At 67.9% G+C, this 22,893-nt stretch carries 20 protein-coding genes; 5 read left to right on the plus strand and 15 right to left on the minus strand.

From position 1 onward, the window contains the following. Positions 1-86: 86 nt before the first annotated feature. The 9 genes from AK36_RS07510 to AK36_RS07550 all read right to left on the minus strand — a co-directional run bounded on the left by AK36_RS07510 (position 87) and on the right by AK36_RS07550 (position 11,689). Complete coding sequence (locus tag AK36_RS07510) at positions 87-1,274, minus strand: glycosyltransferase family 4 protein (protein ID WP_014724616.1); 1,188 nt, start codon at positions 1,272-1,274, stop codon at positions 87-89. Beyond that, entirely contained in the window at positions 1,271-2,737 is a 1,467-nt protein-coding gene (locus AK36_RS07515; RefSeq protein ID WP_011881540.1) for a glucose-6-phosphate isomerase, read from the minus strand. Before AK36_RS07515 ends, AK36_RS07510 begins: the two co-directional genes overlap by 4 nt. After that, positions 2,734-3,870: a glycosyltransferase family 4 protein gene (locus AK36_RS07520; protein ID WP_045578190.1), complete on the minus strand. Its 1,137-nt coding sequence runs from the start codon at positions 3,868-3,870 to the stop codon at positions 2,734-2,736. Before AK36_RS07520 ends, AK36_RS07515 begins: the two co-directional genes overlap by 4 nt. A 43-nt stretch (positions 3,871-3,913) precedes the next feature. Next, a complete protein-coding gene (locus tag AK36_RS07525; RefSeq protein ID WP_045578191.1) occupies positions 3,914-4,873 on the minus strand; it encodes a glycosyltransferase family 2 protein in 960 nt (319 codons plus the stop codon). Positions 4,874-4,904: 31 nt separating this feature from the next. Further along, on the minus strand, positions 4,905-7,130 hold the full coding sequence (locus AK36_RS07530; RefSeq protein ID WP_011881537.1) for a polysaccharide biosynthesis tyrosine autokinase: 2,226 nt from the start codon (positions 7,128-7,130) through the stop codon (positions 4,905-4,907). Positions 7,131-7,180: 50 nt separating this feature from the next. Further along, positions 7,181-8,359, minus strand: coding sequence for a polysaccharide biosynthesis/export family protein (locus tag AK36_RS07535; protein ID WP_045578192.1), 1,179 nt, complete (start codon positions 8,357-8,359; stop codon positions 7,181-7,183). Beyond that, positions 8,353-8,796, minus strand: coding sequence for a low molecular weight protein-tyrosine-phosphatase (locus AK36_RS07540; protein ID WP_011881535.1), 444 nt, complete (start codon positions 8,794-8,796; stop codon positions 8,353-8,355). Before AK36_RS07540 ends, AK36_RS07535 begins: the two co-directional genes overlap by 7 nt. A 37-nt stretch (positions 8,797-8,833) precedes the next feature. Further along, on the minus strand, positions 8,834-10,249 hold the full coding sequence (locus AK36_RS07545) for a UDP-glucose dehydrogenase family protein (protein ID WP_011881534.1): 1,416 nt from the start codon (positions 10,247-10,249) through the stop codon (positions 8,834-8,836). A 66-nt stretch (positions 10,250-10,315) separates the two neighbouring features. After that, positions 10,316-11,689 (minus strand): undecaprenyl-phosphate glucose phosphotransferase, encoded by a 1,374-nt coding sequence (locus AK36_RS07550; RefSeq protein ID WP_014724613.1) that lies wholly within the window; start codon positions 11,687-11,689, stop codon positions 10,316-10,318. A gap of 74 nt (positions 11,690-11,763) precedes the next feature. On the opposite strand from AK36_RS07550, the gene AK36_RS33810 reads away from it, so the two are divergent. Continuing rightward, positions 11,764-11,994: a hypothetical protein gene (locus AK36_RS33810; protein ID WP_162486632.1), complete on the plus strand. Its 231-nt coding sequence runs from the start codon at positions 11,764-11,766 to the stop codon at positions 11,992-11,994. Positions 11,995-12,116: 122 nt separating this feature from the next. Further along, a complete protein-coding gene (locus tag AK36_RS07555; protein ID WP_045578193.1) occupies positions 12,117-13,649 on the plus strand; it encodes a mannose-1-phosphate guanylyltransferase/mannose-6-phosphate isomerase in 1,533 nt (510 codons plus the stop codon). A 127-nt stretch (positions 13,650-13,776) separates the two neighbouring features. Here AK36_RS07555 and AK36_RS07560 read toward each other — a convergent pair whose 3' ends face one another. From AK36_RS07560 to AK36_RS07575, 5 genes are all read right to left on the minus strand, one after another. Next, a complete protein-coding gene (locus AK36_RS07560) occupies positions 13,777-14,730 on the minus strand; it encodes a transposase (RefSeq protein ID WP_045578194.1) in 954 nt (317 codons plus the stop codon). A 315-nt stretch (positions 14,731-15,045) separates the two neighbouring features. Further along, on the minus strand, positions 15,046-15,471 hold the full coding sequence (locus tag AK36_RS32695) for a hypothetical protein (protein WP_124260008.1): 426 nt from the start codon (positions 15,469-15,471) through the stop codon (positions 15,046-15,048). A 445-nt stretch (positions 15,472-15,916) separates the two neighbouring features. Next, entirely contained in the window at positions 15,917-17,185 is a 1,269-nt protein-coding gene (locus AK36_RS07565; RefSeq protein ID WP_011881528.1) for an RNA polymerase sigma factor, read from the minus strand. Positions 17,186-17,615: 430 nt separating this feature from the next. Further along, positions 17,616-18,038, minus strand: a complete 423-nt coding sequence (locus AK36_RS07570; RefSeq protein ID WP_011881527.1) for a YciI family protein — start codon at positions 18,036-18,038, stop codon at positions 17,616-17,618. 125 nt (positions 18,039-18,163) lie between these two features. Further along, positions 18,164-18,517 (minus strand): YciI family protein, encoded by a 354-nt coding sequence (locus AK36_RS07575; RefSeq protein WP_011881526.1) that lies wholly within the window; start codon positions 18,515-18,517, stop codon positions 18,164-18,166. Between the two features lie 732 nt (positions 18,518-19,249). On the opposite strand from AK36_RS07575, the gene AK36_RS07580 reads away from it, so the two are divergent. The 3 genes from AK36_RS07580 (at position 19,250) to AK36_RS07590 (ending at position 21,555) form a co-directional block, all read left to right on the plus strand. Further along, positions 19,250-19,636, plus strand: a complete 387-nt coding sequence (locus AK36_RS07580; protein WP_045578195.1) for an ElaB/YgaM/YqjD family protein — start codon at positions 19,250-19,252, stop codon at positions 19,634-19,636. 52 nt (positions 19,637-19,688) lie between these two features. Continuing rightward, positions 19,689-20,273 (plus strand): BPSL1445 family SYLF domain-containing lipoprotein, encoded by a 585-nt coding sequence (locus AK36_RS07585; RefSeq protein ID WP_034194961.1) that lies wholly within the window; start codon positions 19,689-19,691, stop codon positions 20,271-20,273. 229 nt (positions 20,274-20,502) lie between these two features. Next, positions 20,503-21,555, plus strand: coding sequence for an AI-2E family transporter (locus tag AK36_RS07590; protein ID WP_011881522.1), 1,053 nt, complete (start codon positions 20,503-20,505; stop codon positions 21,553-21,555). Positions 21,556-21,858: 303 nt separating this feature from the next. On the opposite strand, the gene AK36_RS07595 is transcribed toward AK36_RS07590, so the two are convergent. After that, the gene (locus AK36_RS07595) at positions 21,859-22,875 is read right to left on the minus strand and encodes an NADP-dependent oxidoreductase (RefSeq protein WP_045578457.1); all 1,017 of its coding nucleotides are present in this window, start codon (positions 22,873-22,875) and stop codon (positions 21,859-21,861) included. Positions 22,876-22,893: the final 18 nt, after the last annotated feature.

Genomic DNA, 22,893 nt, shown 5'->3' on the forward strand with positions numbered 1-22,893 from the left:
AAACTCGCCAGGTCCGCCGCACGCATGCGTGCGCCGGATCGCGCGATCAGCTGTGGGAATGCGCCGCGGTCAGGCGGCGGAACACGTCAACACGATTGCTCCTGCGTGAGCGCATCGTCGGCGCGCTCGAACGCGACCGGCTGCGACGGTTCGCCGATGCGCCGGTACAGCGCGACGTACTGCGCGCCCATGTGCGCCCAGCCGAAGCGCGTCATCAGTTCGCGCGCGGCTTCACCCATCGCGCGGCAGGTCTCGCGCGACGCGGCGAGCGAGCCGATCGCCTGCGCGAGCGCGGCCGGATCGTCCGGGTCCTCCAGCACGATCCCGCAGTCGCGCGTGATGATCTCCGCGCCGCCGGCGGTGCGCGCGGTGACGACCGGCAGCCCGGCCGCCATCGCCTCGAGCAGCGACAGGCTCATCGCTTCGTAGCGCGACGGGAACACGTACGCGTCGACCGAGCGCATCAGCGTCGGCATGTTCTTCACCAGCCCGAGGAAATGCACGCGCGCGTCGATGCCGAGCGCGCGCGCCTCGTCCGGATACGGACTGCCCGGCAGATAGCCGGCCACCGCCAGATGCACGTTCGCCGGCAGTTGCGTCAGCGCCTTCAGCACGGTGCCGAGGTTCTTGCGCGGCGTGCGCAGGTCGCCGACGAACAGCAGCAGGAACGCGTCGTCCGGCAGCTTGAAGGCCGCGCGGTCGGCCTGCGCGTGCGCGAACGCGCCGGCGTCGACGCCGTTGTAGATCACGCTGATCTTGCGGCTGTCGATGCCGAGCCCGGCGATCTCGTCGGCCACCTTCTGCGACACGGCCGTGATCGCGCGCGAGCGCCGGTATGCCCAGCGCTCGAGCGCCGTGTTCACGCGCGTATAGACGTACTGGTACGCGGACCACAGCCCCTTGGTCAGCCCGAACGGGTAGTACGGGCTCTTGAACCAGCCGCCGTGCACGAAGTGCGCGGTGTTCACGTCCGCGCGGACCCACGAGATGAAGCCGTTCACGTGCAGCACGTCGTACTCGGCGCGATGCGTGCGCAGCCACCACGCGCTCTTGAGCGCGAACACCTGCTGCTTGACGAGATTCGACGGCCACCAGCGCCCGGCCTTCACCGGCACCCAGCGCACGCGCGGTTCGGCCAGCAGCTCGGGCGCGACGTGCGACGCGACCAGCGTGACCTCGTAGCCCTCGGCCAGCGCGGCGCGCGCGATTTCGTAATTGACGCGGCCCTGCCCGTCGTTATGACGCACGACATGCGTGACGATCGCGATTCTCAATGGTCGCCTCCCCGTGAACGCGCGGCGGCCAGCAGGCGCTGCGCCTTCTGCCAGTGCGCCGCGGATAGTATGGAAAAAATGGCCGTGTACATCAGCAGCCCACCCGTGCCGATCAGCGAGTTCGTGAAGACCAGCATCGCGAACGTCGACAGACACAGGCTCAGGCACGCGCCGACGAACTTGTCCTTGCGCAGCTTGAACGCGGCGCGCAACGTGCGGCCGAACAGCATCACCACGCCGGCGAGATACAGCAGCGTGCCGGGCCAGCCGAGCACGAACGGCACGTTCATCACGCCGCTGTCGAAGCTGCCGTACTTGCCGAGCTCGCCGCTGTCGCTCGACAGCTTCGTCGAGGCGCCGGTCGCGCCCATCCCTTCGCCGGCGACGTCGGTGAACGCCGTCTGCGCGAAGGTCGCGTAGAACTTGTTGCGGTCGTCGTAGCTGCGGTCGTCCTTCAGGTTCGTGATCGATTCCAGACGCTGACCCAGCCGGTCGGCCACCGGCCCGACGGTCAGCAGCGGCACGCACAGCCCGACCAGCACGACGCCGCTGATCAGGATGCGCATCCGCACGCGATTGCTCGACTGCACGAGCTGGATCGCGAGCGCGATCACCCAGCCGCCCCACGTCGAGCGCACCAGGCACAGCGCGAACGACACGAAGCCGGCCGCGCCGGCGACCCAGCGAATCCGCTGCGGCGCGACCAGCACGAACACGAGCGCGCCCATCATCGCGAACGCGAACGGCCCCGACGAGTTCATCGTGCTGAACACCCGCACGCCGTACGGCACCGGCTCGCCCTGCGAGCCCATCTGCGAGCCGACCATCCACAGCACGTCCCACTGCGGCATCACGAAGTACTGCACGACGCCGTACACGCCCATCACGAGCATGCCCCACATGAAGGTGGCGAGCAGCACGTCGCGGTACTCGGGATAGTTGCGCGCGTTGACCATGATGTGAAAGCCGATCAGGATCGGATACAGCCAGTTCGCGAGGTCGTAGGTCGCGGCCATCACGCCGCTCGACACGATGCCGACCAGATACGCGTACACGAGCCCGAACAGCATCAGCAGCACCGGAATCCCGCGCCGCTGCGCGAGCACGCGGTAATGCCGGATCAGGCCGAGGCCGGCGATCATCGTGACCGCGAGCGGCGCGACCTGGATCAGGCTCGTCGGCGTGAACGCGCCCTTCGACCAGTCGGCCAGCCGCCGCACTTCGGGGCTCAGGAACCACACCCACCACATGAAGCCGACATAGCGCGCCGGGCTCTTGAAATACAGCCAGACGCCGACCGCGATGGCGAGCACCGGGAACGCGAGCGTCAGCACCTTGCCCTGGTGCACGGCGATCAGCGCGGCGGTAAACGACCACAGCGCGGCCTGCCCGGCCCAGTGCTTCGGCTCCGCGAACCAGCTGCGGCTGCGCGACGGCGCGCGTTCGGCGGCGATCGTACTCATCGCGACGAAGGCTGCGAATCCGCGAGCGGCATCGCCAGCTCCGCCGCCGCGGGCGTGCGCCGCCCGCGCAGCAGGTCGCGCGTGATCCGCACGTGCTGCTCGGCGAACGCCTGCGTGGTCAGATTGCGCTCGCGCAGGCACGCCGCCGCGGCGCGCGCGCAGGCGAGCGCCGCCGACGGATCGGCGGCGAAGCGATCGGCGGCCTGGCGCATCGCCTGCGCGTCGAACGCCGGCACGTACGCGGCCGTGTCGTGCGGGAAGTAGTCGCTCAGCCCGCCCACGTCGGACACGATCATCGGCTTGCCGACCGCCGCCGCCTCGAGCATCACGGTGATGCCCGACGCATGGAAGTTCGGCCGCAGCGGCACGACGATCACGTCGGCCCACGCGTACAGCTCGTGCTGCTTCGCGAGCCCCGACGCGGAGCCGATCTGCACGTTCGGCGCATGCCATTCGCGCGGCACGCGCCGCCGCGTCGCGAGCCGCACGTCGTAGCGCGCGTCGCCGCCGAACGCGGCCAGGAAGGTGCGCCAGTCGCGATCGCGGTCGTTGCCGATCGCGGCGATCCGCAGCGGCCGGCCCGGCTGCCATTGCACCGGCTCGATCGGCGGAAAGTCCTGCGTGTTCAGGCCGTAATAGACGAACGTCGCGTCGCGCCCGAGATAGCGACGGCACAGCTCGGCGTTGTCGCGCGCGAGCGTGGTCAGCACGTCGGCGCGCGCGACCAGCTTGCGGTACAGCCAGCGGCGCGGCGCACCGAAGCTGCTCCACTTGTCGAACAGCCACACGCTTTGCGCGAGCAGCAGCGGGCGCTTGCCCTGCGCGCCCGCGAGCTTGAGGATCAGCGCGGCCGCGAGGTGCTCCTGCTCGGTGTGCGTCCAGATCACGTCGGCGTTCAGCAACGCGCCGCGGTTGCGCCAGGCGTGCACGACGTCGAAGCCGAGCGCGGCCTTCAGCGCCCGCCGCGCGACGCCCGCGACGCGATTCTCGCGGCGGTCCTGCGAATAGCTCAGCCGGAATTCGTCGGACTCCGCGTGGTGATAGCCGTACAGGCAGCCGATGTTCTCGCCTTGGCGGTAGGTCCGCGGATCGGCGCCGTAGAACAGGTGCACGTGAACTTTCGTTGCGGTCATGAATGCCCTCCGGGGGTGGCCGTGCGCGCTGCGCGCGGCCGGTTCAAGACGTCACCGGCGGCATCGCCGCACGATGGGGGGCAAGGTTCGCTCGGCGCGCCTCGCGGGCGCCGCGGCGCACCGCGCGCCAGTGCTCGCGCACGCGCTCGCGCCGCGCCGTATGCAGCGACAGCAGCAGATGCGCGAGGCCCGGATAGACGCGCGTGCCGACCAGCGTCCACCACCACCACGCCAGCTCGCGGCGCAGCGGCGGCAGATGCTCGCGCAGGATCAGATGCAGGTTGTATGCGCCGTTGCTGATCGCATTCAGCGACGCCGCATCGCGCCGGTCGTCGTCGAAGCGTTCGGCCGGAAAGTGATCGACGGCGATCGCCGGGTCGTAGACGAGCTTCCAGCCTTCGCGCTGCACGCGCATGCTGAACGCCATGTCGTTGTGCACCTGTGCGCCGGCGCCGCGCAGGCGCGTGTCGAAGCGCAGGCGCTCGATCGCCGCGCGGCGATAGCTCATGTTGACGCCCTTCAGCATGTCGACCTCGCGCGCGCCGCCGACCCCGAGATGGTGATTGCCGACGATCTTGCCGGACAGCGTGAGCTGGCCGACGCGCTCGCGCGATTCGTCGAGCACGCGGCCCTTCTCGTGCACCCAGTCGCGGCCGCCGACCGCGCCCACGCGCGGGTCGGCCGCGAACGCGGCTTCGATGCGCGCGAGCCAGTCGGCGCGCGGCGCGGCGTCGTCGTCGGTGATCGCGACGATGTCGCCGCTCGCCGAATCGAGGCCCTGGTTCAGCGCGGCGACCTGCCCCGGCACATCGACCGGCACGATGCGCAGCGGCAGCGTGCCGGCCACGGCCGGATCGGCGAGGCGCTCGTGGGTGGCGTCGTCCTCCGGGCGCGCGACGACGATCACCTCGTCGGGCAGCCGCTGCTGCCGCTGCAGCGCGAGCAGGCAGCGCGCGAGGTCGGCAGGGCGCCGGTAGGTCGGAACGAGCACAGAAATTTTCATCGGGTGTTCTCCAGTCGGCCGGGCCATGCGGTCATGCGCTCAGGTATTCGTGGACGGCCGCGTAGCCGCGGCCGTAGCCGCGCGCCTTCGGCGCCACGCCGTTGAAGATCCCGCCTTCCAGATCGACGCCCGCCGTGCGCAGCCGCTTGATCGCATCGGCGATCTCGCCTTCGGTGTGCATGCCGGAGCGCAGCACCAGGAAGGTCGCGCCCGCCATGCGGCCGATGATGGTCGCGTCGGTCACCGCGAGCACCGGCGGCGAGTCGATCAGCACGACGTCGTAGCGCTTGCCGAGCCCTTCGAGGTATTGCGGCAGCCGCGTCGACATGAGCAGCTCCGACGGGTTCGGCGGCCGCGTGCCGGCCGAAATGAACGACAGGCCCTGCACCGGCGTCTCGCGCACGGCGTCCTCGAGCGGCGACTGGTCGCTCAGCAGCTCGGACAGGCCCGGCTGCACGGTAAGGCCGAAGTAGCGGTCGAGCATCCCGCGGCGCATGTCCGCGTCGATCAGCAGCACGCGCTTGCCCGAATGCGCGAGCAGCACCGCGAGGTTGACGGTCAGGAAGCTCTTGCCGATGCCCGGCGTCGGGCCGGTCAGCACGATCACGCGGCTCTGCGCGTCGAGCATCGCGAACTGCATCGCGGTGCGCAGGCTGCGCATGCTTTCGACGCTCAGATCCTTCGGGCGCAGGCTCGCGAGGATCGGCCGCGCGCGCGCGCCGCTCTTCTCGGCCATCGCGTCGAGCTTCACCTGCTCGGCGCTTTGCGGCACCAGCCCGTAGAGCGGCAGGTTGAAGGTGCGCTCGACGCGGTCCGGATCCTCGATCCCCTGGAACAGGTTGCGGCGCAGGAACACGATGCCGGTGCCGAGGATCAGCCCGAGGAACACCGCGGCCGACAGGATCAGCACCTTCTTCGGCTTGACCGGATCGCCCGGGCGCAGCGCCGAATCGACCAGGTGGATGTTGCCGCCCGTGCCGGCCTTCTGCACCGACAGCTCCTGCACGCGGTTGAGCAGCAGCACGTAGATGTCTTCGGCGACCTTCGCGTCGCGCTGCAGCTGCACGGCCTTCACCTCGGTCGCGGGCAGGCTGCGGAAGCGGTTGCTGAACTTGTCCTTCTCGGCCTGCAGCTCGGCGAGCTGCTGCTTCGCCGCGATCACCATCGGATGCGAGTCGGTGAAGCGCTGCGCGAGCGAGGCGAGCTGCAGCCGCTGCGCGGCGATCTGCTGCTCGTACTGCACGCTGCCTTCGAGGTAGACCTTCGCCTCGTCGCTCGCGTTGATCGAGCCGGAGGTGCGCTGATACTCGGTGAGCGCGGCTTCCGCGCGCTCGAGATCGGCCTTCAGGCGCGGCTCCTCGCCCTTCAGGAAGTCGAGCATCTTGGTCGCTTCGGCCTGCTTCGCGATCACGTGCTGGTTCAGGTACGACTGCGCGAGCGCGTTCGCGATCGCGGCGGTCTGCTCGGGGTTCTTGCCTTCAAGCGAGATCTGCACGACGCCCGTCTGCTTGCCCTGCTCGGACACCTGGATGCCCGACTGGAAGCCGGTGATCGCGTCGAGATCGTTGTAGCGCACCACGGTGAACTGCGTGCCCGGACGCGCGATGAGCTTCTGCACCAGCAGCGTCACGCCGCCGCCCTGCTCCGTTTCGCCGACGCGGCCCGCGAGCAGCCGGCGGCCGTCCGGGTCGACCAGCGTGTAGGTGCCGTCGGGGCCGGCCGTCAGCGTCATCTTCTTGCCTTCGAGCGCCGGCACCACGTTCACGGTGTCGATGTCGGCGACCTCGCCGCCCCACGCGTACGAGCGCAGCCCGAACCACGCGCGCGACGGCTGGCCCGGCGTCGCGATGCGCGCGGCCAGGCTGCCGAGCAGCGGCAGCGTCTTCGGCACGACCGAGAAGTTCAGCTTGAACTGCTCGACCACCGGCGCGACCACGCCGCGGCTCTTGATGATCTCGATCTCGGCATCGGTCGGCGCCTGCTGCGGACCGCTGTTGATCATCGCACCCGTCTGCGTCTGCGTGAGCGCCTGCGTCGTGTTGTCGTTGCCCTCGACGCGCACGTGCACGTCGGCCTGATAGACCGGCTTCGCGACGTAGCAGTAGAGGCCGGCGAGCGCGACGACCGTCACGGCGATGCCGAGCAGCAGCCAGATGTCGTCCATGATGACCTGGAGCAACTGGCCGAGGACGACGTCCTCTTCGTCGGTTTTCGCGGTCAGGTCCGCGTGGGAGTGTTTCGCTTGCGTGTTCACCATTCGTTCCCGCTTCAGTGGTGCCGGGGGGCAGACGCCGCCCCGGCGGGCTATCAGCGCGTGATTTGCCGCATGTAGAAGATCGTCTGGATCGTCGGCAGCACCTGCTGCAGCACACGGTTGAACTGCACCGAGCTGGCCGTGCTGACGTACACGACGTCGAGCGGCTGCAGCGGGAAGCGGCTCGACAGCATCAGCGCATCCGGCTGCGTCATGTCGAGACGGAACACTTCCGGCTTCGTCGGGTTGTCGCGCATGCCGCGCATCACGTAGATCTTGCGCGGGTTCGCGTCGGTGTCGAGGATGCCGCCGCCGGCCGTCAGCGCGTCGGCGATGGTCAGGCGACCCTTGAGCATCGGCACCGTGACCGGCGTCTTCACCTCGCCCATGATGAACACGCGGCTGTCGCTGCGGTCCGGCACGTTGATGATGTCGCCCGGTTGCAGCATCACGTTCTGCTTCACTTCGCCGCGATCGAGCACGCCGTTCGCGTCGAGCGTGTAGAGCTTGCCGTCGCGCGTGAGGCGCACGCGCTGCAGGTCGGCCTCGGCGGTCGAGCCGCCCGAGCGCGAGATCGCGTCGACGAGCGTGAGCGGCACGTCGCTCACCGCGAGCGGCCCCGGCTGCTTCACCTCGCCGGTGACCTGCACCTTCTGGCTGCGGAACGACAGCACGCGCACGTCGAGCTGCGGATTCTTCACGTAGCGCGCGAGGCTCGACGCCATCTGCTCGCGGATCTGCGCGACCGTCTTGCCCGCCACGCGAATCCGGCCGACGAACGGGAAGAAGATCGTGCCGTCCGCGGCGACGGTCTGGCCGTACGGGTCGGCCTGGCCCGGCAGCGCCGACGTATACGGCTGCTGCAACGCCCCGGCGACCGACTGCGTGGTGTTGCCGCCGCTCGAGAACGACTGGCCCTGCGGCGTCGTCAGCTCCGGGTGATCCCACACCGTGACGCCGAGGATGTCCTGCGGGCCGACGCAATACACGTACTGCGACGGATCGGTGTAACGGCCCGGCGGCAGCGGATGCTCGACCTGCTGCTTCTGCAACTGATCCATCACCAGCTTGGCGTCGATGTAATGAACCGGATAGGTCTCGGGCTGGCCTTGCCGGCCGTCGTCCTTCAGGTTCGACGAGTCGAGATAGTTGCCGGGCGCGCTCGCGCAGGCCGACAGGAAGGTCGTCAGCGCGACGGCGAGCGCCAGCGGGCGCATGGGACGTTTCAGCATAGTTTTTGCAGCCATCCTTGAACCAGACGTTCGATCAATGAGTAGCTCTCGCGATAGTCGGCCTCGGGGCCGCCATGCGGATCGGCGATCTCGGCGTCCTCCCACTTGCCCAGCAAGTGGACCTTGCCGCGCGCGAACGGATCGACGGCCTCGACGGCCGCGATCTGCCCGCGCTCGCTGACGAGAATCAGGTCGGCGTCGCGCACGATCCGGCGCGACAGCCGCCGCGAACGATGCGTCGTGGCATCGACGCCGCGCTCGGCGAGCAGGCGCCGCATCACCGGATCGATGCCGTCGCCGTCGTTCGCACGCACGCCCGCGGAATGGAACGTCGGGCGCGGGCCGCCGCGCGACGCGGCATGCGACTTGAACAGCATCTCGGCCGCCGGGCTGCGGCAGACGTTCGCGTGACAGACGATCAGGATGTTCCGGAACATGGCGTGTCGCTTCGGGTGACGGGTAGCGGCGCGCGCGTTACGCGCTCGCGCGCGCGGCGGCCGGCGCACGCGCGGCCACGGCCTGACGCGAACCGGGGCGGCCGATCGGGTGGTATTCGATGCCCTGCTCGCTCATCGTCTCCGGCTCGTACAGGTTGCGGCCGTCGAAGATCACCGGCGACTTCCACAGCCGGCCGAGCGTGACGAAATCGGGGCTCTTGAACGCCTTCCATTCGGTGACGATCACGAGCGCATCGGCGTCGCGCGCGGCCTGCGCCTCGTCGTCGACGAACGTCAGGCGCTCGAGCCAGCTCGGGTGATCCGCGAGATCGAGCGCCAGCACGCGGCGCGCCTCCTGCTGCGCGACCGGGTCGTACGCCGCGATGCGCGCGCCGCGCGACAGCAGCTCGGCGATCAGCTCGCGGCTCGGCGCCTCGCGCATGTCGTCGGTGTTCGGCTTGAATGCGAGGCCCCAGAGCGCGAACGTGCGGCCGCTGAGATCCTCGCCGAAGCGCGCGACGATCTTCTCCGCGAGCACGCGCTTTTGCGTCGCGTTCACCGACGACACGGCCTTCAGGATCTGCAGCGACTGGCCGTGCTCGTCGGCCGTGCGGATCAGCGCCTCGACGTCCTTCGGGAAGCATGAGCCGCCGTAGCCGCAGCCCGCATACAGGAAGTGATAGCCGATGCGCGGATCGGAGCCGATCCCGCGGCGCACGGCTTCGATGTCGGCGCCGAAGCGGTCGGCCAGGTTGGCGAGCTCGTTCATGAACGAGATGCGCGTCGCGAGCATCGCGTTCGCCGCGTATTTCGTGAACTCGGCCGAGCGCACGTCCATATACAGCGTGCGTTCGTGATTGCGGTTGAACGGCGCGTAGAGCTTCTTCATCAGCTCGCGCGCGCGCTCGCCCGGCACGTCGTCGTCGCAGCCGATCACGATGCGGTCGGGTCGCGTGAAGTCGTCCACGGCCGCGCCTTCCTTCAGGAATTCCGGGTTCGACACGACCGAGAACATCTGGCCGTCCTCGCCGCGCTTCGCGAGCTCGTCGGCGACGGCCGCGCGCACGCGCTCGGCGGTGCCGACCGGCACCGTCGACTTGTCGACGATCACCTTGAAGCCCTTCATGTAGCGGCCGATGTTGCGCGCCGCCGCGAGCACGTATTGCAGGTCGGCCGAGCCGTCCTCGTCGGGCGGCGTGCCGACCGCGATGAACTGCACGTCGCCGTGCGCGACCGCGGCTTCGATGTCGGTCGAGAAGCGCAGGCGGCCGGCCGAGCGGTTGCGCGCGATCACTTCCTTGAGGCCCGGCTCGTGGATCGGCACGCCGCCGGCGTTCAGGATGTCGATCTTCGCCTGATCTACGTCGAGGCAGAACACGTCGTGCCCGATGTCGGCGAGACAGGCGCCGGTGACAAGACCTACGTAACCGCTGCCGATGATAGTCAGATTCATGATGTGTCGGACCTCTTGACCAATGATTCGAAATGCGTGGAACCGGGTGTTGCGCGGGACCCGGCGTCAGTAAGCGTTGCTGCCCGTGAAGCCTTTCCAGAGCGTCAGCACGACGATCTTGATGTCGAGCCAGAACGACCAGTTCTGCATGTAGTACAGATCGAGCTTCACCCGGCCCATCATCTTCTCGATCTGGTCGGTCTCGCCGCGATAGCCGTTGATCTGCGCCCAGCCGGTGATGCCCGGCTTGATCCGGTAGCGGAACATGTAGCCCTTCACCAGATCCTTGTAGATGTCGTCGTGCGCGAGCGCGTGCGGCCGCGGGCCGACGACCGACATCTCGCCCTTCAGCACGTTGATGAACTGCGGCAACTCGTCGAGGCTCGTGCGGCGCAGGAAGCGACCGACCGGCGTCACGCGCGAGTCGTTCCTGGTCGCCTGCGTGACCTGGCCCGCCGTCTCCTGATGCACCTTCATCGAGCGGAACTTGTAGATCTCGAACTCGTGCCCGTCGATGCCCTTGCGCTTCTGGCGGAAGAACACCGGCCCGCGCGACGTCAGCTTGATCAGGCAGGCGATCGCCAGCATCAGCGGCGCGAGCATCGTCAGCGCTGCCAGCGCGAACAGCCGGTCGAACACGAACTTCGGCAGGATCCGCACGTCGGTGATCGGCGACGCCGCGAGGTTGATCGCCGGCACGCCGAGCAGCTCGACCACTTCCTGGTTGAAGAACGACAGCGTGCGCACGTCCGGGATGAAGCGGATGTTCACGAAGTCGTGGCGAAACACGGTCACGATCTGATGAATCCGGCGCTCCTCGGTGATCGGCAGCGCGAGCCACAGCTCGCTGAGCGCGCGGCTGCGCACCAGCCACACGAGCGATTCGAACTGCCGCTCGATGCGCACGTCGTCGAGCGCGACTTCGCCGGGCGCACCGCTTTCGTCGTACACGCACACCGGGTTGAAGCCGGCTTCGGGACGCGCGCGCATCTGCGCGATCAGCCGCCGCGCGGCCGGCGTGCCGCCGACGATCGCGACCGCCTTCAGGTTGTAGCCGCCGCGCCGCAGTTGCCGCAGCACGACGTGCACGCAGGCCTTCGAGCCGGCGAGCAGCGCGGTCGTCACGAGCGCCCAGTAGCCGAGCCACAGTCGCGACAGCTCGCCCGACTGGTGAAAGCTGAAGCTCATCAGGATGCCCGCGAGCTCGACCACGAGCCACGCGAACGCGACGCGCACCATCAGCCCGACCAGACGCTTGCCGCGCCACGACTGATAGATGCCCGCGGCGGGAAAGAACACGACGACGAGCAGGCAGTCGAACAGGACCGTCGTGCGTTGCAGGTCGTTGAGCCAGATGCTGCCGCCGTGCAACGCGGCGGCGAGCAGCGCTCCTGCCACGACCATCGCGATATCGATGACTCTCGCCAGCACGCTCAACATGTCAGCTTCCTCTTTGAACAGGCGTTTGCCGAACCACTCCTCGTACGACCCGTGCCGCACTTTCGATTCAAACGTTGCATGACGCTATTGAAGCGGCAAGAAAATCCACTCTCAAGCGCACAAGTATTTCGAAAAATAATCGGAAATTCTTGCCGCGCAATTCGCGAATTAATTCGGCAGCTTTTCCCGAATCGGCGCTGCCAAGGGGAATTTCATGGAACTTTACGGATCGGCCCGGAGCTTTACGGGAAGCGGCTGCTGGCCGCATCGGCGAAATATTTTTTTATTTTTTTATTTACGTCTGACGAGTAGCTGTAAAAATTTCCCGGAAGCGTCGGCGCTGAATATTACAGAGTGCCGCCGGTTTTATTGTCGATTTACTTCATGCTACAAACGGGCACTGACTCTAATCGAGGAGAGTGTCATCATGAATGCTCCGGCCGTGGCAGCAGTGGCAGCCGATACGCCCCCCAGTTCCGCCGCAACCGACGCCGCACTGCGCGTCGCGGTGCAGCCGGTGATTCTCGCCGGCGGTTCCGGCACGCGCCTGTGGCCGATGTCGCGCGAGCACTATCCGAAGCAGCTGATCGGCCTGCTCGGCGATCATTCGCTGCTGCAATCCACCGCGCTGCGCCTCGACGGTCTGGCCGCGTCGCATCCGGTCAACGACGACGTGCTGATCGTGTGCGGCGAGGATCATCGCTTCACGACCGCCGAGCAATTGCGCGTGACCGGCAAGCGCGCGTCGATCATGCTCGAGCCGCTCGGCCGCGATACGGCGCCGGCGCTGACGCTCGCCGCGCTGCGCATCGTCGCCGACGGCGGCGATGCGGTGATGACGGTGATGCCCGCCGACCACGCGGTCGCGGATCGCGCGCGCTTTCATGCGGCCGTCGCGGCCGGCGTGCATTGCGCGGCGCAAGGCAAGATCGCGACGATGGGGATCGTGCCGGCGCGCGCGGAGACGGGCTACGGCTACATCCGCATCGGCGCGCCGCTCGGCGATGCGGCCACCGGCGGGCTGGACGTGCGCCGCCTCGACCGCTTCGTCGAGAAGCCGCATCTCGAACTCGCGCGGCAGTACGTCGAATCGGGCGAATACTGGTGGAACAGCGGGATCTTCATCGTGCGCGCGTCGGTGTGGCTCGACGCGATCCGCCGGCTCGAGCCCGAGATCCATGCGGCCTGCGAGCAGGCGGTTGCGAACGGCAAGCAGGACGGCGACTTCTTCCGCGTCGATCGCGACGCGTTCGCCGCGTCGCCGTCGAACTCGATCGACTACGCGGTGATGGAGCCGCTCGCGAGCCAGCCGCAGCTGTGCGAGAGCGTGGTCGTGCCGCTCGACGCCGGCTGGTCGGACGTCGGCTCGTGGGACGCGATCTGGCAGATCCTGCCGAAGGACGACGCCGGCAACGTCGGCCGCGGCCACGTGCTGTTCGAGAACGCCGACTCGACGTTCGCGCATGCGGAGAGCCGCCTGGTCGCCTGTGTCGGCACGCAGAATCTGGTCGTCGTCGAGACGCCCGACGCGGTGCTCGTCGCGGACAAATCGCGCGTGCAGGACGTGAAGAAGATCGTCGGCCGCATCAAGGCCGAGCGCGGCGCGGAAGCGACCGACCATCGCAAGGTCCATCGGCCGTGGGGCCACTACGACTCGGTCGACATGGGCGAGCGCTTTCAGGTCAAGCGCATCGTCGTGAAGCCGGGCGCGCGGCTGTCGCTGCAGATGCACCATCACCGCGCCGAGCACTGGATCGTCGTGCGCGGTACGGCGCGCATCACGCGCGGCGACGAAACCTTCCTGCTCTCCGAAAACGAATCGACCTACATTCCGCTCGGCGTGTCGCACCGGCTCGAGAACCCCGGCAAGATGCCGCTCGAACTGATCGAAGTCCAGTCGGGCGCGTATCTCGGCGAGGACGACATCGTCCGCTTCGACGATACCTACGGACGCCAATGAAGCAACGCATGCCGGGCGCGCGGCTTCGCTTCAATGGCGCGCCCGGCAGGCAACGTTGCGCTCGAGGACCACAAAAAAAGCGGGCGCCGTGTGACACACGGCGCCCGCTTTTTCGTCAAGACCGCGATCAACCCACGCGGTACGCGTACTCGCGGCGATCGGGCTGCACGGGATCGTTGCGGCCTTCGGCCAGCGCGGCGCCGCGACGCTCGGCGATGAAGCGCTTGATGTCCGACTCCGCGCGCGCGAGCGCGGACAGGCCGGCCAGCACTTCGCCTTGCGGTGCGTGCACGGGCTCGTCGCTCGCGCCGTGGCGATCGATCCACTGGCGCGCCCAGTCGAGCGCGTACTGCTCGGCTTCGTCCGCATCGGTGAAACGCGGACCGATCAGGCCCGAGCGCTCGACGCGACGGCCGTCCTGCGTGATCTCGGCCCACGCGCGATACATCAGGTTCTGCACCGGCTGCGCGCTGCCGTAGATCGTATAGCCGCGATACTCGTCGACTTGCGGCTCGGCCGACGCGAAGCTCGCGGAGGACGGCCGGCCCTGACGCAGCCCGGCCGGGCGTGCGCCCGGCACGGTGAACGGCGATGCGGACGCACGCGCCGATTCGACGGCGGCGTCGCTCGACATCGTGGCCAGCGCCGTCGCACCTTCGCCATCCCAAACGTTTGCGCGCGCAACCGGTAGTTGCCACGATTCGGGGTTTTGCCAGAACACGCCGCGCAGGCGGTCGTTGTCCTGCACGGGCTCTGCGCGCGATGCCGGCGCGGCGGGCGCGGGCGGCGGCGGCACGTAGGCGAACGTGCGCCCGCTGAACTGCGTCAGCACGTCGATCATCTGAAGCAGCGTGCCGTTGGCGAGCCACTCCTCATAGCGGCGACGGCACGTCGGCCCGGACGGATAGCGCCCGGGAAGTTTGGACCATGCCTCGCCCGTCGTCAGGATCCACAGGACCGCGTTGGCAACGACGCGCGGTTCGGCACGCGGGCGGCCTCGGCGGTTCAGCCGGATCGGTTCATCGGCAATCAGCGTCGAAAGACGAAACCACTCTTCATCGGTAAGCTCATCGAAGAACATAGTAGATCTCTCCACGCAGCCAGGCCGGGGCTGCGATTGTCGCCGCCGCGTCACGCATCGCGCGACGCGGCGGCCCGGTTGCACATTATGTTTATCCGAATGTTGTGCATGCCGGCGCGGCACCGCCCTTCAACGGTGCCGCCATTCCCGGCAATGGCGCACAAATCACGGTCTCACTCCAATGTGGGAATTTTTGTGCACGAAGCATACCATCCTCAGGGTTTATCTCAATATGACAATGACTTAATGTTACGTACTGAAACAACCTGCCAAGGATGCGCAAACCATTTATGCTTGAATTTTTTTGATCGATCCTTATGCAGCGTGCTGGGAAGCCCCGTCCGGCGGGGCTGTGCGGGCGATACGGCAGGTCCGCCCGGTATGGCGCAGCGGGTGCTCCGACCCTGACGCGGTAACAAACTCGGCACGTGGCGGCCAAAATCGGTAATTCAGGGAGAAATTCGTAACAAGATATTCACGGATCGGTAAATCATTCAAATTGGCCGAAATGGAATTATCTTTGCGCACAATCTTTTTATTGTTTCTCTGCGAGTCGTGAAAAGCGGGGTTGACGCGCAATGCATGTTGTTTCCTGGTGTGCAAATTGAGCGGCCGGATTGCGGTGGCGGGCCGGCAACCGGGTGGGGCTTCATGCCGAATGGGACGGACGCGGAACACACGGCTCATGCGCGTATCGGGCATGAGTGACATGCGTGTCGGCAGCCAGATGGTTGAAGCCATGCGCGCGCGGATCGCACGGCAGCCGGCATCACTTCGCGCCGGGTCCACGCAATGCAGTCTTCGGCACAACGTCGCGATACCGCGAGAGCATATGGTTCAGCGGCCGACACGATGCTGGTCCCGTCGCACGCATCGCGGCGTCGATCGGAACGTCACCGGCAGCTAATACATATACATATGCGTCATGCGTCGGCCTGCGCGCGGCACCATGCCGTTGCGCGCGCAAGCGCTTCGACAGCGCCATGCTTGCAGCCCGCTTCGCCGCGACGCCGACGGGATCGCACGGCGCGAGCGGCGGCATAGCGCAGTTGACGTTGCGTACGGACGTCCCGGATGGAACGTCAGAATGTCGCGCGCAGCTTCGCCTGTCATCCGCTGTTGCTCGCTGGCCGCAGCCATGCGCGGCGGAACCGCGTGCACGACCTGCGGCACGCGCCACCGCAAGTCATGCATCCGCCGCGCGTCCGAGCAGCAATTCCCTTTCACGCGCATTGCGCGTCAACTCAGCGGCGCGCCGGAATTCGACCTTCGCCTCGTCGGCGCGGCCGAGCTTCGCGAGCAGGTCGCCGCGTACGCTCGGCAGCCAGTGATAGCGTGCGAGCGCCGGGTCGTCGCGCAGCGCATCGACGAGCTCCAGTGCGGCGGCCGGTCCGAACGCCATCCCGACCGCTACCGCGCGATTGAGCGCGACGACCGGCGAAGGCGCGACTTCGGCGAGTGCGTCGTACAGCGCGACGATCTGCGCCCAGTCGGTGTCCGCTGCGGTGTGCGCACGCGCATGGCAGGCCGCCAACGCGGCCTGCAGCGCATACGGCCCGCGCACACCGCCGAGCTTCGTCGCCCGCTCGAGCGCCGCGAGGCCGCGGCGGATCAGCAGCGGATCCCAGCGGCTGCGGTCCTGATCGAGCAGCAGCACGGGCCGCCCGTCGGCATCGGTGCGCGCGTGCATGCGCGACGCCTGCAACTCCATCAGCGCGAGCAGCCCGAGCACCTCGCTTTCATCGGGCATCAGCCCGGCCAGCACGCGGCCGAGACGCAACGCCTCGTCGCACAGCGCGGGGCGCGTCCAGTCGTCGCCGGCGGTCGCCGCATGGCCTTCGTTGAAGATCAGATAGAGCACTTCGAGCACCGACGCGAGCCGCGCGGGCCGCGCCTCGGCGGCCGGCACCTCGAACGGCACGCGCGCCGCCGCGAGCGTGCGCTTCGCACGCACGATGCGCTGCGCGATCGTCGGCTCCGGCGACAGGAACGCGCGCGCGATCTCGCCGGTGGTCAGCCCGCCGAGCAGCCGCAAGGTCAGCGCGACGCGCGCATCGGCCGACAGCACCGGATGGCACGACGTGAAGATCAGTCGCAGCAGGTCGTCGCCAATGTCGTCCGCGCGCGCGTCGGCGAGCGCATCGGCGATGTCCGGCACGACGTGCGCTTCGAGCGCGTCCATTTCGTGACCGAGCTGATCGCGCTTGGCCGCGTGCAGCGACTCCTGGCGCACGCGGTCGAGCGCACGGCGCTTCACGGCGGTCATCAGCCACGCGGCCGGATTGTCGGGCACGCCGTCGACCGGCCAGTGCTCGAGCGCCGCGACGAGCGTGTCCTGGGCGAGTTCCTCGGCCACGCCGAGGTCGCGCACCACCCGCGCGGCGCGCGCGATGATCTTCGGCGCCTCGATTCGCCACACGGCCTCGATCGCACGATCGGTCGCCTCGCGGGTCACGCCGAGGGCCCCTGGGCGGGGGTGGGTGGCCGGGGCGCGATGGCCTCGATGGCCGCGATGGTGGCGATGGCCGCCGTGGTCGCCGTGGTCGCCGTAGTCGCCGTAGTCGCCGTAGTCGCCGTAGTCGCCGTAGTCGCCGTAGTCGCCGTAGTCGCCGTAGTCGCCGTAGTCGCCGTAGTCGCCGTAGTCGCCGTAGTCGCCGTAGTCGCCGTAGTCGCCGGGGTAGCCGTGGTCCTCACGGTCCATGCGGTCGGCACTGTCCTCACGCTCCTCGCAGTCCTCATGGTCAGCACTGCCTTCGGAGCCCCCAAGCCCCCAGCGCCCGACACGCAACCGAACGCACCATCGAACGCCGCCACGCGTTCGCCCCGCGCCGCCGGCAAAGCGATGAAGGTCATGTCGTCCATGGCGATCACCCGACGACGTGGAATCAAACGCCGCGGCCGTGGCCGACGTTCAACTCGCGGAACCGTTCGACCGCGTCGCTCGGCGTCAGGTCGTCGAGTTCGAACAGCGGACGCACCTCGATCTCGCAGTCCATTTCCGCACCGAACGGCGCCGGAAACCGCCGCGTCCACTCGAGCGCTTCGTCGCGCGAACGCACCTGGATCAGCGTGTAGCCGGCGATCAGTTCCTTCGTTTCCGCGAACGGGCCGTCGACCACCGTGCCCTTGCCGCCGCTGTACCGCACACGCCAGCCGCTCGCGCTCGGCCGCAGGCCGTTCGCATCGAGCAGCACGCCGGCCTTCGCCAGTTCCTCGTGATAGACCGTCATCGCCTCGACCAGCCGGTCGTCCGGCAACGCGTCGGACTCGCTCACGGCGGTCGCCCGGATCATGATCATGAATCGCATCGCTCGCTCCTTGTCATCGGTGGAAAAGGCAGCCGTTCATCGGCGCCTTGACCCTACGACGCGCCGCACGCGGACGGATCGACGTGTTGCACGCCGAATCAGGGTAAATACCGACGCGGCGCTCGTCACAGGAAGCACGGGCCTACCGCGCGTACCTCGACCGTGCACCATTGGGCGGCCGGGCACTGGCGCGCGATCTCGATCGCTTCGTCGCGCGTGTCGACGTCGACGAGGAAGAAGCCGCCGATCATTTCCTTCGCCTCGGCGAACGGGCCGTCGATCAGGCGCGTGTCGCCGTCGCGCACCTGCACACGCGTCGCGCGCTCGGAACGCTCGAGCGACTCGACGCCGCGCAACACGCCGCGCGCTTGCAGCGTGCCGGCGAACTCCACCATCCGCGCGTATAGCGCCTGCCCTTCCTCGAGCGTGCGTTCGGCACGCTGGTCGGTCGGTTCGACTATCAACAGCATGTAGGACATCGTGCTCTCCCGTGGCGGCCGTACGCAGTATTGAACGCGCGGGCCGGAATGACGCGGCGGATGCAAAGCGTAGCAGCCGCTGCCGCGCGCGGCGACCGGCGCGGCTCCAATGGTGATTTCTCACGCTGCAAGCGATTTTGCCTTCAACCGGCGTGGCTGGCGTCCGGATTTTGCTGCGGCAAACGGATCGACGTGATGCGCACTACTCGACACGCCGCCCGTGCGACGCCCCACCGGCCAGCCCGCTCTCCGCGCGCGCATTCTGCCGTTGCATCGCCGGCCTTGCCCGGATTACAAAACCGGCACGCAACGAGCGACGCGTTACGCACGCCTGCACAACGAACGGCAGCGCGCGACCACGCGTTACGCGCCACGGGCCGTGGCACAGCGGGCCCCCCAACAGCAGGCACACAACCTGCTGCACGCATCAGCGTCGATTAGTGCAATTGCATCAGCACCATGCGTGCAACGGCACTATTTACCGGATCCATCGCGGCGGGCCATATTTACCGGACGCTTGCTTCATCGCCCACGTCCGCTACGCCGCCGCGACCGATCGCGACATTTTTTAACCGCCGTCCCGCCCGCGTGGCGCAAGGCGCTCAGGGAAGCGCGCCGACGAATTGAAAATTTGTATCGAAACTCAGGCGGACGATATGAATCTCATTGGATGCTGGGTTTCGTCTTATCTTCAAAGTGGCGTGTAAATCAAATCGAAGGAGGATAAACACCATGGCGCTCACCGACTCGATCGAACACAAGCTCGACCGCGGGCTGTCCGAGCTCCGACGCACCGGCCGGCGCGTCGGACGCAGCACCCGTTCGGCTGCTCGCGACCTGCACGAGGACGTCACCGACGACCTGCGCAGCCTCGTCGACGAACTCGAAGATCTGCTGAAGAACGATGGCGACGGCGATATCGCGGCGCTGCGCAAGCGCGTCCAGGCGCGGCTCGACGAAGCGCGCAGCAGGCTCGACTACGCGTCGGGCAACGCAGCCGTCCGGTTGCGCGAATCGGCCGAACGCATGGCGCAGGTCGTCCACGACAACCCGTGGCAGACGGCCGGCGTCGTCGGCGGCCTCGCATTCGTCGTAGGCCTGCTCCTTGCCCGCCGCTGAACCGGGCCGCTCGTCCCGCTCGTCCTCAACCCGACAACGAAGGAGAATCGCCATGCAGAAGTCCCTCGCACTGAAAGCCGCCACCGCCGTGATGCTCGGCAGCCTCGCCCTTGCCGGTTGCACGACCACCCCCGACCGACCCGACAACGCCTCGGCCAGCGCGTCGAAACGCGAGTCGATCGACGCGAGCGTGAATGCGACGCTGTCGCGCCTCTATTCGACGGTGCCCGGCTCCCGCGATCTCGTGTCGAAGGCGCGCGGCGTGCTGGTGTTCCCGAACGTGCTGCAGGCCGGCTTCATCGTCGGCGGCCAGTCCGGCAACGGCGCGCTGCGCGTCGGCGGCAGCACCGTCGGCTACTACAACACGTCGTCGCTGTCGGTCGGGCTGCAGGCCGGCGCGCAGTCGAAGGCGATCGTGTTCCTGTTCATGACGCAGGATGCCCTCGACACGTTCCGCAAGTCGGAAGGCTGGTCGGCCGGCGCCGATGCGTCGGTTGCGGTCGTGAAGGTCGGTGCGAACGGCGCGGTCGACACCAATACGGCCACCGCCCCGGTCGAGGTGCTGGTACTGACGAACGCCGGCCTGATGGGCGACCTGTCGGTGAACGGCACCAAGATCACCAGGCTCCACATCTGACGCTCCGGCGCGGCGCCGCCGCGCCCGCTGCCCAGCAACGCCGCGGCCCGTGCCGCGGCGTTTTCGTGTGCGCGCCGCGCAGCGGCTATGACGCGGCCCCCTTTGCGGGCATACTGCGATCCGGGCCGCCGTGCGGTGCGCGTCGCCGTGAACCGTGACGTTCGCGAGCCGATCGCGCCCGAGGCAACGAGATTCAATCAAACCAGGCATCAATCTGCGCGAACCATCCATGGACAGCGGACACGATCACCAAAAATTCTTCTACTTCCTGCTGTTCGCGGTCACCGTCGGACTCTGCTGGATCCTCGCGCCGTTCTCCGGCGCGGTGTTCTGGGGCACCATTCTCGCGATCCTGTTCCAGCCGGTGCAGCGCTGGCTCGCCGCGCGCTTCGGCAAGCGGCGCAACCTCGCCGCGCTGCTCACGTTGTCGCTGATCATCCTGATCGTGATCCTGCCGCTCGTGTTCGTCGCCGGGACGCTCGTGCAGGAAATCGCGTACGTGTACCAGGAGCTGAAGGACGCGCCGCCGAACTATTCGAAGTACGTGCACGACATCATTCAGGCGCTGCCGACGTCGATCCAGCATCTGTTGCAGAAATACGGGCTCACCAACGTCCCCGGCATCCAGAAGAAGCTGACCGATGGCGCCGCGCAGATCAGCCAGTTCGCCGCCACGCAGGCGCTCAGCATCGGCCAGAACACGTTCCAGTTCGTCGTCAGCTTCGGCGTGATGCTGTACATGGTGTTCTTCCTGCTGCGCGACGGCGGTGAAATCGGCCGCCGCGTGCGGCGCGCGCTGCCGCTCGACGAGGAGCACAAGAACCTGCTGCTCGCGAAGTTCACCACGGTCGTGCGCGCGACCGTCAAGGGCAACATCGCGGTCGCGCTGGTGCAAGGCGCGCTCGGCGGGCTGATCTTCTGGATCCTCGGGATCGAGGGCGTCGTGCTGTGGGGAGCGCTGATGGCGTTCCTGTCGCTGCTGCCGGCGATCGGCGCGAGCCTCGTGTGGGTGCCGGCCGCGCTTTATTTCCTCGCGACCGGCGCGGTGTGGAAATGCGTGATCCTGGTCGGGTTCTGCGTCGGCGTGATCGGTCTCGTCGACAACCTGCTGCGCCCGATCCTCGTCGGCAAGGACACGAAGATGCCCGACTGGGTCGTGCTGATCTCGACGCTCGGCGGGATGGCGCTGTTCGGCATCAACGGCTTCGTGATCGGGCCGCTGGTCGCCGCGCTGTTCATGGCCAGCTGGGACATCTACGCACGCGCCGAACAAGGGGAATGACGCGGGGTGCGCCGGTCGTCGCGAGCCGGCAGCCGTCGTCGGCGCCGCTCGGCCATACGAGCCGATACGATGCGCCCGGCTGCGCCACCGGTCGACGCGCGCAGCGCTGACACAAGCGATAACGCCGGGCGTACGTGCGTGATCGTCCGGCTCCCCCGCTTTCCCGCTCGAAGTCGAAAAAAAAACGGCGTGACGCGCACGTCACGCCGCCTCGTTCGCCAACACACCAACGTCGCCCACGGCAGCCGCAGCGAAGTTCCGCGCAACGGCTGACACGACGCCGTTACGCACGCACGCTGCGCGTCACGCCTGCGGATCGACGCGCAGCACGAGCTTGCCGCGATGGTCGCCGTCGAACAGCCGGTTCAATACGACGGGCGCGTTTTCGAGCCCGTCGGCGACGGTTTCCTCGGCCTTGAGCCGGCCGTCGCGCAGCCATCCGGCGAGCGTCTGCACCGCTTCGCGGCTCTTGCGGTAGTCGAGGATCAGGAAGCCGCGCATCGTCAGCCGCTTGGAGATCAGCACGCCGACGTCGTCGGCCGCGCGCCCGCTGTTGTAGGTCGAGATCACGCCGCACAGCGCGACGCGGCCGCCGATCACCATCCGCGACAACACCGCGCGCATCACGTCGCCGCCGACGTTCTCGAAGTTCACGTGCACGCCGTCCGGCGTGGCGGCCTTCAACTGCTCGCGGAAGTCGTCGGCCTTGTAGTCGACGGCAGCGTCGAACCCGAGCGTGTCGGTCAGGTAGCGACATTTGTCCGCGCCGCCCGCAATGCCGACGACGCGCGCGCCGTGGATCTTGCCGATCTGGCCGGCGATCGAGCCGACCGATCCGGCCGCCGCCGACACCACCAGCGTTTCGCCCGGCTGCACGGGCGCGATCTCGGTCAGCCCGTAGTACGCGGTCAGGCCGCTCATCCCGCACGCGCCGAGCAGCGTCGGCAACGGCAGGCCCGACTGCGCGGGCAGCTTGACGAGCTGCGCGGCCTGATCGGCCGGCACGCGCGCATAGTCCTGCCAGCCGACGAGCCCCTGCACCAGATCGCCTTCCGCGAAATCCGCATGGCGCGACGCGACCACGCGGCCGATGCCGAGCGCGCGCATCACCTCGCCGATCGCGACCGGCGGCAGGTATTGCGGCACGTCGCTCATCCACACGCGGTTGGTCGGGTCCATCGACAGATACAGCACGCGCACCAGCACTTCGCCGTCGGCGAGCGCGGCGACGGGTGTTTCGACCAGCGAAAAATGTTCGCGGCCGACGCGCGCTTCGGGGCGCGTCTTCAGCAGCAGCTGACGGTTCACGAGTGTCGACACGAGGTTCTCCTCCGGTAA

The sequence above is a fragment of the Burkholderia vietnamiensis LMG 10929 genome (assembly GCF_000959445.1).
In the GTDB taxonomy this organism is placed as follows: Bacteria; Pseudomonadota; Gammaproteobacteria; order Burkholderiales; family Burkholderiaceae; genus Burkholderia; species Burkholderia vietnamiensis.